This is a genomic window from Planktotalea sp. (assembly GCF_050633725.1).
Lineage (GTDB): Bacteria > Pseudomonadota > Alphaproteobacteria > Rhodobacterales > Rhodobacteraceae > Planktotalea.
Genome location: NZ_JBOEHB010000004.1, coordinates 189,136 through 207,181 on the forward strand (window position 1 = coordinate 189,136; position 18,046 = coordinate 207,181).

General features: G+C 54.0%; 15 protein-coding genes. 11 read left to right on the forward strand and 4 right to left on the reverse strand.

Translation table 11 applies throughout. From position 1 onward, the window contains the following. Positions 1 to 101 precede the first annotated feature (101 nt). On the forward strand, positions 102 to 1,679 hold the full coding sequence (locus ACRBCU_RS05650; RefSeq protein WP_431364400.1) for a DUF5928 domain-containing protein: 1,578 nt from the start codon (positions 102 to 104) through the stop codon (positions 1,677 to 1,679). A 14-nt stretch (positions 1,680 to 1,693) separates the two neighbouring features. Here the strand turns inward: ACRBCU_RS05650 and ACRBCU_RS05655 are convergent, their stop codons facing one another. Then, entirely contained in the window at positions 1,694 to 2,623 is a 930-nt protein-coding gene (locus tag ACRBCU_RS05655) for an ABC transporter ATP-binding protein (RefSeq protein WP_431364401.1), read from the reverse strand. 84 nt (positions 2,624 to 2,707) lie between these two features. Here ACRBCU_RS05655 and ACRBCU_RS05660 point away from each other — a divergent pair, with 84 nt between their 5' ends. The 5 genes from ACRBCU_RS05660 to ACRBCU_RS05680 all read left to right on the forward strand — a co-directional run bounded on the left by ACRBCU_RS05660 (position 2,708) and on the right by ACRBCU_RS05680 (position 8,055). Further along, on the forward strand, positions 2,708 to 2,887 hold the full coding sequence (locus ACRBCU_RS05660; RefSeq protein WP_431364402.1) for a zinc-finger domain-containing protein: 180 nt from the start codon (positions 2,708 to 2,710) through the stop codon (positions 2,885 to 2,887). 280 nt (positions 2,888 to 3,167) lie between these two features. Beyond that, entirely contained in the window at positions 3,168 to 4,493 is a 1,326-nt protein-coding gene (locus ACRBCU_RS05665; protein WP_431364403.1) for a calcium-binding protein, read from the forward strand. A gap of 147 nt (positions 4,494 to 4,640) precedes the next feature. After that, entirely contained in the window at positions 4,641 to 7,436 is a 2,796-nt protein-coding gene (polA, locus tag ACRBCU_RS05670) for a DNA polymerase I (RefSeq protein ID WP_431364404.1), read from the forward strand. Further along, entirely contained in the window at positions 7,436 to 7,789 is a 354-nt protein-coding gene (locus tag ACRBCU_RS05675; RefSeq protein ID WP_431364405.1) for an MmcQ/YjbR family DNA-binding protein, read from the forward strand. Before polA ends, ACRBCU_RS05675 begins: the two co-directional genes overlap by 1 nt. Positions 7,790 to 7,851: 62 nt before the next feature. Beyond that, entirely contained in the window at positions 7,852 to 8,055 is a 204-nt protein-coding gene (locus tag ACRBCU_RS05680) for a hypothetical protein (protein WP_431364406.1), read from the forward strand. Between the two features lie 39 nt (positions 8,056 to 8,094). Here the strand turns inward: ACRBCU_RS05680 and ACRBCU_RS05685 are convergent, their stop codons facing one another. Continuing rightward, positions 8,095 to 8,664 (reverse strand): DUF1285 domain-containing protein, encoded by a 570-nt coding sequence (locus ACRBCU_RS05685; protein WP_431364407.1) that lies wholly within the window; start codon positions 8,662 to 8,664, stop codon positions 8,095 to 8,097. Positions 8,665 to 8,732: 68 nt separating this feature from the next. Between ACRBCU_RS05685 and ACRBCU_RS05690 the strand changes: the two genes are divergently transcribed. From ACRBCU_RS05690 to ACRBCU_RS05705, 4 genes are read left to right on the forward strand one after another with little or no spacing between them, the layout of a single operon-like run. Beyond that, positions 8,733 to 9,743 carry an AAA family ATPase gene (locus ACRBCU_RS05690; RefSeq protein ID WP_431364408.1) on the forward strand — a complete coding sequence of 337 codons (1,011 nt, stop codon included), beginning with the start codon at positions 8,733 to 8,735 and terminating at the stop codon, positions 9,741 to 9,743. Beyond that, positions 9,740 to 10,612, forward strand: coding sequence for a DUF58 domain-containing protein (locus ACRBCU_RS05695; protein ID WP_431364409.1), 873 nt, complete (start codon positions 9,740 to 9,742; stop codon positions 10,610 to 10,612). The genes ACRBCU_RS05690 and ACRBCU_RS05695 overlap by 4 nt, the downstream gene beginning before the upstream one ends. Then, a complete protein-coding gene (locus ACRBCU_RS05700; RefSeq protein WP_431364410.1) occupies positions 10,609 to 13,341 on the forward strand; it encodes a DUF4159 domain-containing protein in 2,733 nt (910 codons plus the stop codon). The genes ACRBCU_RS05695 and ACRBCU_RS05700 overlap by 4 nt, the downstream gene beginning before the upstream one ends. Further along, on the forward strand, positions 13,338 to 15,380 hold the full coding sequence (locus tag ACRBCU_RS05705) for a hypothetical protein (protein ID WP_431364411.1): 2,043 nt from the start codon (positions 13,338 to 13,340) through the stop codon (positions 15,378 to 15,380). The genes ACRBCU_RS05700 and ACRBCU_RS05705 overlap by 4 nt, the downstream gene beginning before the upstream one ends. Here ACRBCU_RS05705 and ACRBCU_RS05710 read toward each other — a convergent pair. Then, positions 15,377 to 15,736: a hypothetical protein gene (locus tag ACRBCU_RS05710; protein WP_431364412.1), complete on the reverse strand. Its 360-nt coding sequence runs from the start codon at positions 15,734 to 15,736 to the stop codon at positions 15,377 to 15,379. The two genes, ACRBCU_RS05705 and ACRBCU_RS05710, sit on opposite strands and share 4 nt — an antisense overlap. A gap of 47 nt (positions 15,737 to 15,783) precedes the next feature. Beyond that, complete coding sequence (locus ACRBCU_RS05715; protein WP_431364413.1) at positions 15,784 to 16,491, reverse strand: DUF599 domain-containing protein; 708 nt, start codon at positions 16,489 to 16,491, stop codon at positions 15,784 to 15,786. Positions 16,492 to 16,576: 85 nt separating this feature from the next. Between ACRBCU_RS05715 and ACRBCU_RS05720 the strand changes: the two genes are divergently transcribed. Next, on the forward strand, positions 16,577 to 18,025 hold the full coding sequence (locus tag ACRBCU_RS05720) for an FAD-linked oxidase C-terminal domain-containing protein (protein ID WP_431364414.1): 1,449 nt from the start codon (positions 16,577 to 16,579) through the stop codon (positions 18,023 to 18,025). The last annotated feature ends 21 nt before the right edge of the window (positions 18,026 to 18,046 follow it).

Genomic DNA, 18,046 nt, shown 5'->3' on the forward strand with positions numbered 1-18,046 from the left:
ATGTAAAACAGAAAAAAGCCTGTTTATTCAAGGGACATTCCTCTTTAACACTGTAGTCAAGTTACAAACAGTCTGCACGTTTAAGGTATTCAGTTTCCAAAATGGCAAAAATCGCCTTCATCCTCCTGTGTCACAAAGATCCCAAAGCGATCATCGATCAAGCGGAACGATTGACCGCTGTCGGCGACTATATGGCGATCCACTTTGATGCGCGTGCCAAGCCCGAACACTTCGCCCAGATCAAAGCCGCGCTGAAAGATAACCCAAATGTCGTATTCTCGCGAAAGCGGATAAAATGCGGCTGGGGTGCTTGGTCTTTGGTTCAGGCCACGATCTATGCCGTTGAAGCAGCGGTAGACGCCTTTCCACGCGCGACCCATTTTTACATGCTGTCTGGCGATTGCATGGCGATTAAGTCGGCTGAATATGCTCACGCGTTTCTTGATGCCAATGACACCGACTACATCGAAAGTTTTGACTATTTCGAAAGCGATTGGATCAAAACAGGCTTCAAGGAAGAACGGTTGATTTATCGGCACTTCTTCAACGAACGCACACAAAAACGGCTGTTTTATACGTCATTCAACATCCAAAAGAAGCTCGGGATCACCCGCGAGATTCCCAAAGATTTGCAGATACAGATCGGATCTCAATGGTGGTGTTTGAGGCGTCGCACGATCGAATGGATATTGGAGTTCACCCGCAAGCGTAAGGACGTCATGCGGTTCTTCAAAACGACCTGGATTCCTGATGAAACGTTTTTCCAAACACTCGTCCGTCATCTTGTCCCCGAAAAGGAAATCGAAACTCGCACGCTGACGTTTTTGATGTTCTCCGATTACGGCATGCCAGTGACGTTCTATAATGATCACTATGATCTATTGCTAAGCCAGGACTTCCTCTTTGCGCGTAAAATCAGCCCGGAAGCAACGCAGCTTAAAGAACGCTTAGGCAACCTCTATGCGGCCGAAGACCAAGTATTCCAAATTTCGAACGAGGGTGCCGGACTGTTCAAATTCTTGACAGAACGGGGCCGCATTGGACGCCGTTTTGCGACGCGGTTTTGGGAGACCGAAGCAACACTTGGCCGTGACCGTGAACTGCTCATTGTGGTTTGCAAAAAGTGGCATGTCGCCAAACGTCTTGTCGAGAGCATAGCGCATGGCACCAACATTCCTGTCGTCGAGTATATTTTCAACGAAGAAGACACTCCCCTTCCTGACCTTGGCGGCATCCAACGCACATTGTCCAAACGCCACCGCCATCGACGCGCTTTGATGCGGATGCTGTTTGAGTACTTCGAAGCCAGCCGATTGATCGTTTGCATGGACCCCGGGAACTTTTACTTGCTTGAAGATTTCGGATCGGATCGTTCTGGCACGCGAATTCTCGAGATAGAATGCAATTACACCGATGAGTTTTTGATCGGTCACTCTAAACGCATTGGCCTTGCTGGCGAGCAAACCTCGGAAGACACGCTGCAACGATTGCTGCCGACGATCCGCAACGAAATTGCGTTCGAGAAAGACCGCCTGCACGACGCGAATTTCGATTCACTCTTCTCGATCCGGGAAAGCGACTCGGCTCAGGACAATGCGGGGCCTTTGGCGGATTTTCTTGGTATCAGCCAAGAAAAAGCGCAGCAAATCGCAGATACGCCCTATCTGTTCGCGGATTAACGGGCAGAGCCAACTCAGCGCGCGCGCGTGAGTTCCAAGAAAACGTCTTCGAGGTCAGCCTGCTCAGTTCGGACATCGCGGATTGTCACGCCAGCCAAACGCACGGCCTCAAGCACAGCATCGGCGCTGGTCTTACTGGCGCGATAGGTCAATCGAAGCGCGCCATTTGGATCTAGCGAGAGATCAATGCCGTCAGGTACTGCAAACGCAGAAACGGGCGAATCTGGCTCAATAATCATTGTCTTTTGATCAATGCTTCCTAACAAGTGCGCCGTACTATCACGCGCAACCACTTGACCGTGATTGATGATCGCAATCTCATCACACATTTCCTCAGCTTCTTCGAGATAATGCGTTGTTAACACAATCGTCATTCCTTGCTCATTGAGTCTGCGTACATTCGCCCAGAGCATTTGACGGAGTTCAATATCAACACCTGCGGTCGGCTCATCCAGAACAAGAATATGGGGATGATGCACCAGCGCTTTACCCAAAAGCAAACGGCGACGCATGCCGCCAGACAAGGTACGTGCATAAGCATTCGCCTTATCCGTCAAGCCGACAAGCTCCAGAATTTCATCAGAACGGCGTTCGGACTTTGGCACGCCATAAAGCCCTGCTTGCACATCAAGGGCTTCGCGCGGTGAGAAAAACGGATCGAGGTTCAACTCTTGCGGCATAACCCCAATTGAGGCGCGTGATTGGCGTGGGTTCACGTCCTGATCAAAGCCCCAGATGGATACCTTCCCCGCAGTTTTCAGAACTAACCCTGCAAGAATATTGATCAAGGTTGACTTGCCCGCTCCATTCGGACCGAGCAACCCAAAGATTGACCCGCTGGGAATAGCTAAATCCACTCCGCGCAACGCGTCTTTAGGTGCTGCACCCTTGCTGCCCGCATAGGTCTTTCGCAGACCTTCGATCTTGATTGCGTCTTGTGTCACGGGTTTCGTACTCGCTCTTGCCGATTATGCTCGCTTAGCTCATAACGCACTTAACGCGACGACCGAATAAAGGGAACACACCCTATGACAACGCCCGTACCAGAAACTAAAATTGTAGATAGCTATCGCATCGCCTGTGATGGCGGTGAAGGCGCCTTAGGTCACCCTCGTGTTTGGCTGCAAATTCCAGGTGAACATGGTTGGGTGGAGTGCCCCTACTGTGATGCCAAGTTCGTACACAAAGATTTCGAAGACAAAATCTAGATCACGCAACTCCTGCCATCGCTTCCGATTAAGACGCTCTCGACTCGCGATTTGACGTTGCAAAAAATCATGACGTCAGCGCCGAGCGCTTGCCACAACCCATTGTTGTGATTGCCTCATTTTGCCCCAATCGTTTCGCAATCAGACCCTTTAGGCCTGTTTTTGCCGAAGCGTTTCGCATTTCGAAACGATCTTAACGTTTTTCTTGTCGCCGCTTCGCAACGGCGCCATGATTTCGACACATTCGAGCAAAGACCGCTCAATTTGTCTGGGGGACAGTATGGTTATTCTTTCAATTCTTTTGCCAATATTACTTGGCTTCGCGCTTTTTGAAGTTTTCGACGGTGGAGGCGACTCCGATAGCTCTGACAATTCTTCGAGCTCAGGCGATGGGACTGGCGAAGGAACAAGCGGTGGAACCGATACGGATACCGACCCAGAACAACCATTGGGCTTGCTAGGCAATCTGCTCGACAATGAGATTTCAGGAACCTCCGGAGACGATTTCATTGTTGGCCGCGTTGGCGACGACTTGCTTGAAGGCCTGGGCGGCGATGACACCCTAAACGGTGGTCCCGATGACGATACACTTCTTGGCGGAGCCGGCGACGACTTGCTTGAAGGTCGCGATGGCAATGATAACGAAGACGGTGGCGCAGGGAATGATACGATCATCGGTAATTTTGGTGCCGACACCCTTATTGGCGGAGACGGCAACGACGTTATGAACGGTGCGCGAGGCACAGACCTCATCTTTGGCGATGCCGGGGATGATCTTTTGGAAGGCCAATCCAGCGACGACACCCTGCATGGTGGCGAGGGCAGCGACACGCTGCTGGGCGGCGCTGGACGTGATTTGATGAGTGGTGACGCGGGTGCGGATTCGCTTGATGGCGGCGAATGGAACGACATTATTGGCGGCGATGGCGGCGCGGACACACTTATTGGCTTAACCGGAAATGACCAAATTCTTGGCAATGGCGAAGCTGATACCATAAGTGGCGGCGATGGCGATGACCTATTGGTCGGTGGCGGCGATAGCGACAGCGTTGTCGGCGGCAACGGGGATGACACACTCATGGGCGGTGGCAGTAGTTTTGATCTGACCACATCAGGCGATGTTGATTGGACTGCGGAAATGCTTGATGCATATCGCGCTTTGGAAGTCTCAGACCCAGTCCTCGCAAGCACGGGAACTGCCGCAGATATATTCGCGGCCCCTGAATTTGCGGGCGTTGACACCTCTAGCACAAGCTCTGTCATCGACGACATGGCGCGCGATACGCTGATCGGTGGCGAGGGTGACGATATGCTTTTCCTTGAAAGCAGCGATATTGCACAGGGCGGCAACGGTTCTGATACATTCAACATTGATGGCGACGTTGCTCCTGCGAGCGAGATGCGTATCACCGATTACGTGCCTGCCGATGATGCGATTGTCGTACAATATGATCTAGCAGCCGCGCCAACCGTGACCGTCGCAGCCGACGGTCCTGACGCGCTGATCTCACTAGATGGCGATGTTTACGCGCGGGTGTCTGGCGCTGCGGCCACACTGGTTGCCGCTGACATCTCGCTGGTTCAAGTGGATCGCGCCATTCCATAATCGATCCACTCAATTGATCGGTAAAGCCCCGCGCAACTCGGTTTTGCACGGGGCTTTTCATTTTCCTAGCCCCACGCTCCAGTAAATGACTAGCCCCTCGCGCGCGCGCATGGCATGACTGCGCCTAAGCTTTTAGGGGAGATGGTTATGTCAGATGGGTTTGGAAAAGGATGCCACTTGCATCTCATTGATGGCTCTGCCTTCATTTTTCGCGCCTATCACGCGCTGCCGCCTTTGACCCGAAAATCAGACGGTCTGCCAATCGGAGCTGTCGCTGGGTTTTGCAACATGTTGCAACGCTATATCGAAGGCAATTCTGGCACTGACGTCACCCATGTTGCCGTGATTTTCGACAAGGGCAGCCATACGTTTCGCAACGACATGTATGACCTCTACAAGGCCAATCGCGATGCAATGCCGGAAGACTTGCGCCCTCAAATGCCCCTTACACGGGAAGCAACGAAAGCGTTTAACATCGCCTGCGAGGAAATCGAGGGCTATGAAGCTGATGACATCATAGCGACCCTTGCGGTTCAAGCACGCGAAGCTGGCGGGCGCTGCACGATTATTTCTTCTGACAAAGACCTGATGCAATTGGTTGGCGGCGGAGTTGAAATGCTCGACGCGATGAAAAACAAGCGCATTGATCGCGACGGGGTTCACGAAAAATTTGGTGTTTACCCTGACCGTGTCGTCGATGTTCAGGCCCTTGCTGGCGATAGTGTTGACAACGTGCCAGGTGCCCCTGGGATTGGAATAAAAACCGCCGCTTTGCTGATCAACGAATACGGCACCCTCGAAGAACTTTTGGATCGCGCCGAGGAAATAAAACAGCCTAAACGCCGCCAAACACTGATCGACAACCGCGAGCAGATCGAGCTGAGCAAACGTCTTGTTCAACTGGACTGCGCAACGCCGCTGGAATTTACACTCGACGATCTAGAGGTGCGCGAACCTATTGCTGATGAGTTGATAGATTTCCTCGCTCGCATGGAATTCCGCACCTTGACGAAACGGGTCTCCGAAACGCTCGGAGCAGAGATGCCTGTCATCGAAGATTCACCAAATCCGGTTGCCCTAGACACACCAGAAGCCGCACCTTTCGATGCAGAGAAATACGAATGCGTGCGCGATCTGGCCGCGCTTCAGCCGTGGATCGACCACGCCATTGCGCGGGGATATGTGGCGGTTGATACGGAAACCACAGGGCTCAACGACATGCGCGCTGATCTCGTTGGCATTTCGCTTTGCACCGAGGCAGGCAAGGCCTGCTACATTCCATTGACCCACAAAGATGCTGGCACGGATGATCTTTTTGGCTCTGACGATCTCGCCGAAGGACAAATCGGTGTTGAGGACGCGGTTGCAGCGCTGAAGCCGCTTCTTGAAGACGCCTCGGTGATGAAAATCGGCCAGAACATGAAGTATGACGCCAAGATCTTCGCGCGATATGGCATCGACATCGCCCCGATCGACGACACGATGCTGTTGTCCTACGCACAACACGCGGGCCTTCACAATCATGGTATGGACGCGCTTTCGGAACGTTATCTGAACCATACGCCAATTCCTATCAAACCTTTGCTCGGAACAGGCAAGTCGGCGATCACCTTTGACCGCGTTCCAATTGATCAAGCCACGGCCTATGCCGCTGAAGACGCCGACATCACCCTGCGCCTTTGGCAACACCTTAAACCTTCACTTCATTTGGCGAAAACCACCCGCGTTTACGAAACGATGGAGCGGCCTTTGGTTCCTGTTCTGGCCCAAATGGAGCGCAACGGCATCAAAGTTGATCGTGACACACTCTCGCGCATGTCCAATTCCTTCGCCCAGAAAATGGCAGGGCTAGAGGCAGAAATCCACGAAATCGCAGGACGCCCCTTTAACGTCGGTAGCCCCGCGCAAGTAGGCGAGGTTCTATTCGATGAAATGGGCCTTGAGGGCGGCAAAAAGGGTAAGACTGGCAAATATGCGACGGGCGCGGATGTGCTTGAAGACCTTGCAACCGAACATGAACTCCCCCGCCGTGTGCTGGATTGGCGTCAACTGTCCAAGCTAAAATCGACCTACACGGACGCGCTGCAAGATCATATCAACCCCGACACGGGACGTGTTCACACGTCCTATTCCATTGCGGGCGCGAGCACGGGTCGCCTCGCCTCGACCGATCCAAACCTGCAAAACATCCCGATCCGATCCGAGGAAGGCCGCCGCATTCGCGAGGCGTTTATTGCAGAGCCGGGCAAGACCCTTGTCGCGCTCGATTATTCGCAGATCGAGCTGCGCATCCTCGCGCATATCGCCGACATCGACAGCCTGAAACAAGCCTTCCGCGATGGCCATGACATCCACGCGATGACCGCCTCTGAGATGTTCGATGTACCGCTGGACGAGATGACACCAGACGTGCGCCGTCAGGCCAAAGCGATCAACTTTGGCGTCATCTACGGCATCTCTGGTTTCGGCCTTGCCCGTAATCTGCGCATTCCCCGCGCTGAAGCGCAGGGGTTCATCGACCGCTATTTCGAACGCTTCCCCGGCATCAAAGAATACATGGATGACACGGTGAAATTCGCCAAAGAACACGACCGCGTCGAAACGCTTTTTGGCCGCGTGATTCACACGCCGAACATCTCTGCAAAAGGTCCACACGCAGGTTTCGCCAAACGCGCCGCGATCAACGCGCCGATCCAAGGCACCGCCGCCGACATCATCCGCCGCGCGATGATCCGCATGCCGGATGCAATCGCAGATCAGCCCGCCAAGATGTTGCTACAAGTTCACGATGAACTCTTGTTCGAGGTCGAAGAGGGCGCGCAGAATCAGCTTATCGCGACGGCCAAAGAGGTCATGGAAGGCGCGGCAGAACCTGTGGTCAAACTCGACGTACCGCTGATTGTGGACGCGGGCCAAGGCGCGAATTGGGCCGAGGCGCATTAATGATAAACGACTGGCCCCAAATGAAAGCCTTCGCGCTCTCCTTGGGGCTACCGAAGGTCGAAGAAACCACAAGCTGGGGCAACGAAGTTCTCAAAGCGCACGAGAAACTCTGGGTCTGGTGGAGCCCCTATGTCGAAGCAGCGCTCTTCAAATGCGACAAGGAAGAGCGCGATATGCTGCGCGCGGCTGATCCAGAAACGTTCATTTACCACAAACACTACGAATCCCACAATCTGATCCTCGTGGCAGCAGGCCGCATCGATGAAGGCTGGGCCGAAGCGCGGCTGCGTTCCGTCTGGCGTGGGCAAGCGCCAAAACGTTTCCTAAAAGCGTGGGAAGATGGTAACTTTTAGGAAACCGAATTCAACTCCTCTCGAGGGACTTTCTTTCGAAGCGAAACCAAGGAGCGGATAGGGTGAAAAAACGACGTATTACTGAAGCCTTATGGAGTTTTGTCCACTATGTCGGACTGGTCGTCGTGCTGCTCGGGGTTGGCTATTTAGTTGGAATCATCAATTTGGAATCGGCCGTCGCAATATTGCTAGTGTCTGTTCCTTTTGTGATTATCGACATCCTAAAACTTCTTTTCGAAAAAAATTCGAGTGAGGATGAAATCTAGTTTTCCACGAATGGTGTAAGGAGAGTGATTTCACGCCCTCTACATTTCAAGTTCAACAGACGGAATGATCTGAAAGAACACGCCGTTCGACCACAGCCCGTACCAGCCATCATGATGCTCACCAATATCGACCAAACGATAGAAACTCTTGCGATCAATCAATGCCTCAAGCCCCGCGCGGACCATGACATAGGGCGAAGGCTCACCCGTTTCAGGATCGCGCACGACGCGGATCGGATGCTCTGGGCCTGCGGTTACAAAATCGCCAACATGGGTTTCAAACGTCAGATCATCGCCCGAAACTTCAAAGTCCACGGCCACAAAAGGTGCGTCTTCGACCTCGATTCCGACCTTTTCGACAGGCGTCACAAGGAAATACTTGCCGTCTTCCATCTTCAAAATGGATGAAAACAGCTTCACCAGCTCAAATCTGCCGATCGGCGTACCCATGTAGAACCATGTGCCATCGCGTTTGATCTGCATGTCCAGATCGCCGCAAAATGGCGGATTCCATAGGTGAACAGGGGGCAATCCCTTGCCCTTAGCGGCAGCTTTAGCAGATGCGGCGATGCCTGCGGCGTCTGGTGTCACGATATTTTGTCCAACCATGGTTTTGCTATTTGTCCTCCGCGCCCTAGTCTCATAGCATCACGGTTAGAGTTCAAGGGAGAGTTGTCATGTCCAGCGCAGAAGATCTAGTTAACGACATCGAATTGCTGGGCGAGCGTTTAGCCAGTGCTAAGGCGTCGATATCACGGCGCTTCATCGGGCAGGAGCGCGTTATTGATCTGACCCTCTCGGCGTTGCTTTGCGGCGGTCATGCTCTGCTGATCGGATTGCCAGGCCTTGGCAAAACCCGCCTTGTGGAAACGCTCTCCACTGTTATGGGCCTACAGGGCAACCGTGTACAATTTACGCCTGACTTGATGCCAGCGGATATTCTCGGTTCTGAAGTTCTGGAAACTGGCAATGACGGAAGCCGCGCGTTCAAGTTCATTGAGGGGCCAATTTTCTGTCAGCTTCTTATGGCGGACGAAATCAACCGTGCTTCACCCCGCACCCAATCCGCTCTGCTTCAAGCGATGCAGGAAAAGATTGTCACTGTCGCGGGTGAGGATCGCGCTCTTGCTGCGCCATTTCATGTTCTCGCAACGCAAAACCCGATTGAGCAAGAAGGCACCTACCCCTTGCCCGAAGCTCAACTCGATCGCTTTTTGGTCCAAATCGATGTCCCCTATCCGGACCGTGACACAGAGCGCGACATTTTGATCGCGACGACAGGTGTTAGCGAAGAGCAGGCCCATGCTGTCTTTACGACGGACGAGTTGCTCGCAGCGCAAACTCTCTTGCGCCGAATGCCTGTTGGCGAAAGCGTTGTTGAAATGATCCTTGATCTTGTGCGCGCATTTCGACCCGATGAGACCGATGCCAATGAGCGCGTCAAGGAAACAGTCGCTTGGGGGCCCGGTCCGCGTGCAGCGCAAGCCTTGATGTTAACAGTGCGCGCAAAGGCGCTTTTGGACGGTCGTCTAGCCCCCTCCCCCGAGGACGTGCTTGATATGGCAGAGCCTGTGCTAAGTCACCGCATGGCGCTAAACTTCGCAGCGCGTGCGCGCGGCGACAGTCTATCTGAACTCATTCAAAGCACTGCGCGTGAGTTGACAGGCACAAAGGTCGCTGCTGCGTGACCCAGCCTCGCGCTCTCCGTTTAGAGGCCGAACAAGAAGCCTCTCGCCTGCCGACGCTTTTAGCGCGCGCAGAGCAATTGGCGGGAACTATTTTGCTGGGTGAACATGGTCGACGACACGCTGGAATGGGGGATGATTTCTGGCAGTACCGCCCGGTGCAAGCGGGCGACAGCCGTCGAATGATTGATTGGCGTCGCTCGGCCCGATCAGATCAGCAATTCGTGCGCGAACGCGAATGGCAAGTCGCGCAAAGCGTTATGCTCTGGGTCGATGCGTCGGCCTCTATGCGCTTTTCCAGTGACAAGACGCTACCCAACAAATCAGACCGCGCGCGTTTGATTGCGCTTGCGAGTGCGATCCTGCTTATCCGAGGTGGCGAACGCGTCGGTATAACTGGTACGGATTTGCCGCCAAGACGCGGGCGCGCTCAGATCTTAAGATTGTCAGAGCACTTCGCCAAAGACCAAGCACCAGATTACGGAACCCCCGATGCGCGGGCAATGTTGCCCCATGCCCGGGCGCTATTTGTTTCGGATTTCATGGGCGATATGGACGGCATCACAGCGGCGTTGACCAAAGCGGCAGATCGCGGTGTGCGCGGAGCGTTGCTGCAAGTCCTTGACCCTGCTGAAGAGAGTTTTCCTTTTCAGGGCAGAACAATATTCGAGAGTGCAGGTAAAACGCTACGTTTCGAGACCCTAAAAGCGAGTGATCTTAAGGAAAAATATCTGGAAAAACTCGCCGCGCGTAAAGAAGAACTTCGCCATCTATGCGCAACGACTGGATGGCAATTCTCAACCCATCACACCGCTGCGCCAGCGCAATCCGCTTTGCTTTGGCTCTATAACGCGCTGGGACGAGCCGCATGATTGGTGCAATTGGGTTCACTTCACCTTGGTTGCTTTTGGCGCTGGCGGCTCTGCCCATTTTGTGGATCATTTTGCGGGCCGTTCCGCCTGCGCCGATCAAAAGAATATTTCCCGGAGTCTCGCTTTTACTTGGGCTCAAAGATGACGAGCAGGTGAGCGATCGGACGCCTTGGTGGCTTATGTTGTTACGCATGCTCGCCATGGCCGCGCTGATCATTGGCTTGGCTGGACCAGTGCTAAACCCACGCGATGAAGAGATAGGGAAAGGCCCTTTGCTGATCGCGATGGATTCCAGTTGGGCGAGTGCTTTGGATTGGCCCGAGCGCATGAATTTGCTGGATCGCATTTTGACCGACGCCGCGCGCGCGGAAAGGCCCACAGCAATCCTAAACCTAAGCGCGCCCCAACAAATTACGTTCCAATCAGCAAATGTCGTCAAGAGCACCCTCGCAGGTCTAAACCCCAGTCCTTGGGAGCCAAGTCAAACGGCGGCAGCGATTGAACCGCTCTTGCCTGAAACAAGCTTTGATACGCTTTGGCTTTCAGATGATCTAAAGCGCGGCGCGCGCGCTGATCTTGTCGCGCTGTTTGAAAGAAAGGGCGCGTTGCGGGTATTCACAAACCAAAGCGAAATCGTAGTGAGCGCCCCGGCTCGGTTCGAAAGCGGACTGACCATTTTGGAAGCGCGCCGCAACATCGCGGGCCCCGCACGCAACATTCAAGTCGAGGTCCATGGTAAAGATCCGCTGGGCGCGCCGCGAATTTTAGAATCCGCCGAAATTCGGTTTGAGAACGGCGCGAAGTCCGCGATTGCCGAGGTTTCTCTGCCTTCCGAGCTACGCGCACGCATAACCCACTTTACAATTGCAGGCGCGCGATCCGCTGGTGCCGTTTCGCTTTCCGATGACAGCCTACGTCACCGTGAAGTTGCCCTTATCGCGGGCCGCGAAGACCGCGAGGGTTTGGAGTTGCTTTCGCCGTTGCATTATCTGCGGCAAGCGCTGGAACCTAACGCAGAGTTGCTTGAAGGCAGCTTGCTAGATGTATTGCCCGCCTCGCCCGATGTCGTTGTGCTGGCCGATGTCGCCTCGCTTGCACCGAACGAAGAAGATGCTCTAACGCAATGGGTTGAGGATGGTGGATTGCTCGTGCGCTTTGCGGGCCCACGCCTTGCGGCCAGTGATATCAGCCGCTCTCAGGAAGATACATTGATGCCTGTGCGCTTGCGGGAAGGCGGACGCACGGTCGGTGGCGCGATGAGCTGGGGAACCCCCAAAGTACTTGCACCCTTTTCCGAAGATAGCCCCTTTTTCGGATTGCCGATTTATAGCGATGTGACCGTTAGCTCTCAGGTCATGGCGCAGCCTGATCCAACGCTTGCCGCACGCGTCATTGCGCGCCTGAGTGACGGCACACCTTTGGTCACGCGCAAGCCACTTGGCGAGGGTCAAATCGTTTTGTTCCACATCACGGCAAATGCCGAATGGTCAAGCCTGCCGTTGTCTGGTCTTTTTGTAGATATGTTGGACAGGCTCGCTGTTTCTTCGTTGGCGGGTAGCCCTGGCGCCAGTGACTTGGACGGCACTATTTGGCAACCCGTGCGGGTGATGGATGGGTTTGCGCGCATTTCTGATGCCGATGCCCTGACCGGCGTTGCAGGAGAGCAATTGCTTTCCGATCCGCTTGGCCCAAATCTGCGACCCGGTCTTTATGAAGGGAAAAAGCGACGTATCGCACGCAACGTGATAGGCTCAGAAACTGAACTTGCACAGGCGGAATGGCCCATTGGAACCGATATTCGATCAATGCAAACACAGCCAGAAACACCGCTAGCGGGTATCTTGCTTGGCTTAGCCTTGGCTCTTTTGATGATCGACATCGTCGTGTCGCTCGCCCTTTCGGGCCGCCTGCGCGGAGCAATGGCTGCGATTTGCGCGCTTGTAGCCTTAAGCGCACCAGTTGATGCTCAAGAGGATAGCTTTGCCCTGCGCGCATCCTCTGAACTGGTACTCGGGCATGTGATCACCCGAAACAGCGAGATTGATCGCGTCGCGAAAGCAGGGCTTCACGGGTTATCACAGACCCTCTTTTTTCGAACCTCGATCGAACCGACGGACCCGCTTGGCGTAGACCTTGAAACCGACGATCTTGCCTTTTTCCCGCTGCTCTATTGGCCCATCACGCCAGATCAGCCAACTCCGTCTGCGAACGCTTATTCCAAACTAAACACTTATTTGCGCTCTGGTGGGATGATCTTGTTTGACACACGAGACGCCGACATTGCCCGCTTTGGCGCATCAAGCCCGAACGGGCGCAAACTCCAAGCCCTCGCCGCACCATTGGACATCCCCCCGTTGGAGCCTTTGCCAGATGATCATGTTCTCACACGGACATTCTATTTGCTCCAAGATTTTCCAGGTCGCCACCAAGCTCGGGATATCTGGGTTGAAGCCGCGCCAAAGAATGCAGAACGTGTTGAAGGCATGCCCTTTCGCAACCTCAATGACGGCGTCAGCCCTGTCGTCATTGGTGGCAATGATTGGGCGTCCGCGTGGGCGATGGATCGACGGGGCAGCTCCCTATTCCCGATTGGGCGGGGTTTTGCAGGTGAACGTCAACGCGAACTGTCATACCGCTTTGGTGTAAACCTTGTGATGCATGTCCTGACTGGAAACTACAAATCTGATCAGGTCCATGTGCCTGCGTTGCTCGACAGGTTGGGCCAATGATACAAACAATTGTCTTTGACCCACTGGTTCCGATGCCTTTTCTGATTGCCGCAGCGGTGATTGTTGCTTCTGGCCTCATAATTGCGCTTTGGCGACGTCTTTCCGGCGCGTGGCTTCGCGGCTTTGCAGGCCTTATCATTCTCGCGGCTCTTGCAGGACCAAACCTTCAGAGAGAGGAACGCGGCGACCTAGATGATATTGTGGTTTTGATAAGCGATGAAAGCGCATCTCAGAACCTTGCAGAACGCGCTGAAGTAACAAGCGACGCAACCGAAACGCTAGAGGGTATTCTTAGCGCTCGCGACGGCATTCAAATTGTGCGCGCCAGCGTTCCTGATGGAGAAGGAGACGGCGGTACGCAGCTCATGAGCGTTTTGAGCGACACGCTCGCGGAACTTCCGCAATCGCGGATCGCTGGCGTTTTTCTTTTAAGTGACGGGCGCTTGCACGACCTTGAGCGTGCACCGAACATACCAGCGCCGTTACATTTGCTTTTAACAGGAAAAACAAACGATTGGGATCGACGTCTAAGCGTTAGCAATGCCCCCGCGTTTGCGATCTTGGGTGAGCCTGTCACATTGACGTTAAAGATCGAGGACATGGGAGCAGCGCCCAATAGCTCTGGCTTTGCCCCGCTGGACATTTCGATCGATGGCGCGACTCCTCAACGCTTTGAAGTGCCCATCGACGCAGAGATCAAACTGCCTATTACGCTGCCGCACGGCGGGCGCAATGTTCTGCAATTCTCTGTCCCAGAAGCTGATGGAGAACTAACCGCGCGCAACAACACTGCGTTAATCCAGATGAACGGTGTGCGCGACCGCCTGCGTGTTTTGCTGGTATCAGGTGAACCGCATCCCGGCGGCCGAACTTGGCGCAATCTTCTTAAGTCAGACAGCTCTGTTGATCTCGTCCATTTCACAATTTTGCGCCCACCAGAAAAGCAAGATGGCGTACCAGTCTCAGAGCTATCCTTAATCGCCTTTCCAACGCGAGAGTTGTTCTTGGAAAAGATTGAAGACTTTGATTTGATCATTTTCGATCGCTACAAAAGGCGAGGTATTTTGCCATCGCTCTATCTGGATAACGTCGCGCGGTATGTGGAAGGCGGGGGTGCGGTTCTCGTTGCTGCTGGTCCTGATTTTGCCTCTGCCGACAGCATTTTCCGCTCTCCCCTATCCCAAATTCTCCCTGCCACGCCTAGCGCACGCGTTTTGGAGCAAGGCTATCGCCCCAAAGTCAGCGAAACAGGGTCTCGTCACCCAGTAACCGCTGGTTTGCCCAATGCTGAAAACTGGGGACGCTGGATGCGCCAAATCGAAGTCGAGGCCGACTCTGGCGATGTGTTGATGACAGGCATTGATGAGCGTCCGTTGCTGATCTTGAACCGCGTTGGCGACGGCAGAGTTGCCATGCTTGCCTCAGATCATGCGTGGCTTTGGAACCGAGGTTTTGAAGGCGGCGGTCCGCAGCTTGAATTGCTGCGCCGCCTTGCGCATTGGATGATGGGCGAGCCAGAGCTTGAAGAGGATGCGCTCATGGCAGAAGCGACGGGTCAATCCATGCGGATCATTCGCCGCACTTTGAACGAGCAAGCTGCGCCTGTGATCGTTACTTCACCTGATGGTCAAGACGTTGAAATTGCTCTACAGCAGACGGCCCCCGGTCGATTTGAAGCGCAACACACGGGCGGGGAAATCGGGTTATACCGTTTGAAGGACGATCAACACGAGACCGTTATTGGACTTGGTCCAGCCGCACCTCGCGAATTTGAACAAACAATTGCAACCCCCGCACTTCTCGAAGCCGCTATCGATGCGACACGCGGAGGGGTTCACAGGCTACAGGGCGGAGTACCTGCAATAAGGAACGTTCGCGAAGGTCGTCCAGCAGCGGGGCGCGGCTGGCTTGGAATAACTCCGCGCAATGCCTATGAAACTCTACAGGTGCGCCAGACAGCGCTATTGCCAGCATGGCTCGTCTTGCTGTTGGCTGCTGGATTTATTCTCGCAGCGTGGCTGCGTGAAGGACGCCGTTAACGCTCTAGCGTTACTTTATATCCGCTGTCTTTCCAACCATCTGCCGAACACTTAACACGAAGGAATACTTCGCGTGTCCCATCAGGCACCATCACATGACGCAATGTGCGAGTGAAGGGTTGTTCCTCCACATGCGGGTGGTGCAAAATACGTGTGCCAAGAATTTCGCCATCGCCTGTTACGATTTCCCAACCGTCCGCGTAGTGGTCCCATCCTGTGTCAGGATGCTCTAGCGTCACGTCAAAGTTCCAACCCATTCCGGTGGAATGCGCGACAGCCTTAACCACCTTTGGAGGTTCAGCATATGCGGGAACTGCGAGGAATGCCGCGACGAATAGGATTGATAGTTTTCTCATGACTACCGTCTAAAGTGCAGCGCGCGATTCTGGCAATCACAAGCGCGTCAAGCACCGTGAGCGTCGCCAGAGAGCAACACGTTTCGTGACTGCGAAGCAAATTCACGGCGCCAAAGCACCAAACACGTCACCATTGTTGCCAAAGCGAGGGCAATCGGGCCAGCGAGCCAAGCAGCGGATGCAAGCCCGAAATAGACAGAGCGCAGACCTCGGTTAAAGCTTCTTGCAGCTGTCACATTGATTTCACCCGCCTGCATTGCCCGTGGCATGCACGCGGGATCATCTATTTCGTTAGGAACGGATGACATGACAACCGCGCAATATCCAAACAGCCGATTGGACCAAACAAACTTCAAGAACGCGTTGGTTACAAAAAACAGCGTCACCATTAGCTTTACTTCCCAAACAATGTTTGGATCGCGGCTTAGCGTGAGGTCATCTGCAATGCCTATAAGGCGCTCAGTATTGCCTACGAGGGCAAGAACCCCGCCAATTGAGATCATACTCGCCGACGCAAAAAACGCCGTGCCCTGTCTCAAGTTACCTAAGATCGTCGCGTCGAAAATTCGGGGATCGCGGGTGATCATCTGGCGCATCCATTCGCGTCGATACTCGGCCATCAAAACGCTTACTGACGCATGTTTCGCAGAAGGGTTTTCGATGCGCCAACCGATCAAAGCCCAAAGCGCGAACAGCACTCCAATTGCGATGTAGTCAAGTTCCGAGAACAGAGAAAGGCGGTCCAATAAATCCATGCTCTGTCATAGGCTTTCTAGAGTCAGCTTGCCAATTCTTTAAATTGGTTATATTTTATTACCAATACCTCGAAGGATGATCTTTATGGATATGCCCCGACCCGATCCACGCGTGTTATCACGCAAAGCAGAACTTGTATCGCGCTTGCGAGAGGTCCTGCCGGAAGACGCCGTGATCCAAGATGAGGTCGAAACACGCGCCTATGAGTGCGATGCATTGACCGCGTACAAATGCCCTCCCTTGTTGGCAGTCTTACCGCGCAACACACAAGAGGTCTCGGACGTTTTGCGCATCTGCCATGAGATGGATGTTCCCGTAGTTCCGCGCGGCGCAGGCACATCGCTTGCTGGCGGAGCTTTGCCCACGGCGGACAGCGTTATTCTAGGCGTCGCGCGAATGAATGACGTCCTTGAAACGGACTATCCAAACCGTGTGATCCGCGTTCAGACAGGGCGCACAAATCTGAGCGTTTCTGGCGCGGTTGAAGAAGAAGGCTTCTTTTACGCGCCTGATCCATCCAGCCAGCTTGCTTGCGCTATCGCAGGGAACATCGCAATGAATTCTGGCGGCGCACACTGTTTGAAGTACGGGGTGACAACAAACAATCTGCTTGGTGTCACAATGGTCATGATGGATGGGGAAGTGGTGGAGATTGGCGGCGCATTTTTGGATAGCGGTGGGCTTGATCTACTGGGAGTCGTTTGCGGATCCGAGGGCCAGCTTGGTGTTGTGACCGAAGCAACTTTGCGCATTTTGCACAAACCCGAAGGTGCGCGCCCTGTTCTCGTTGGGTTTGACAGCAACGAAGTCGCAGGGGCTTGTGTGTCGGACATAATCAAAGCAGGCGTTTTACCCGTTGCGATCGAATTCATGGACCGCCGCGTCATCGAAGTTGTCGAAGACTATGCAAAAGCTGGATACCCATTGTGCGAATCCTTACTGATCATCGAAGTCGAAGGTTCAGAACCGGAGATCAGCGCGCAATTGGCATTGATCCGCGAGATTGCGGATCAACATAATCCCGTTGAATTTCGAGAAGCACGTGACGCGGATGAGGCCACACGCATCTGGCTTGGCCGCAAAAGCGCCTTTGGAGCGATGGGCCAAATCAACGACTATATGTGCCTTGATGGCACAATTCCGGTCTCCTCCCTGCCGATGGTGTTGCGTCGCATTGGTGAATTATCCGAGGAATTCGGCCTTGATGTCGGCAACGTGTTTCATGCCGGTGATGGGAATATGCACCCACTTATTCTTTACAACGCAAACGAGGACGGCGAGCTGGAGAAATGCGAAGCGCTTGGTGCAGAGATTTTAAAGCTTTGCGTCGAAGCAGGTGGTTGCCTCACGGGTGAACATGGTGTGGGCATCGAAAAGCGCGACTTGATGGATCACCAATACGAACCCGCTGATCTTGAAGCACAAATGGCAGTGAAGGATGTGTTCGATCCGAAGTGGCTTTTGAATGCCGCGAAGGTCTTTCCACTTGCGGCATCAGAGACACGTCGCAACACCTTGCGAGCCGAAGGATAAGCGGGGCTCTGCCCCGTACCC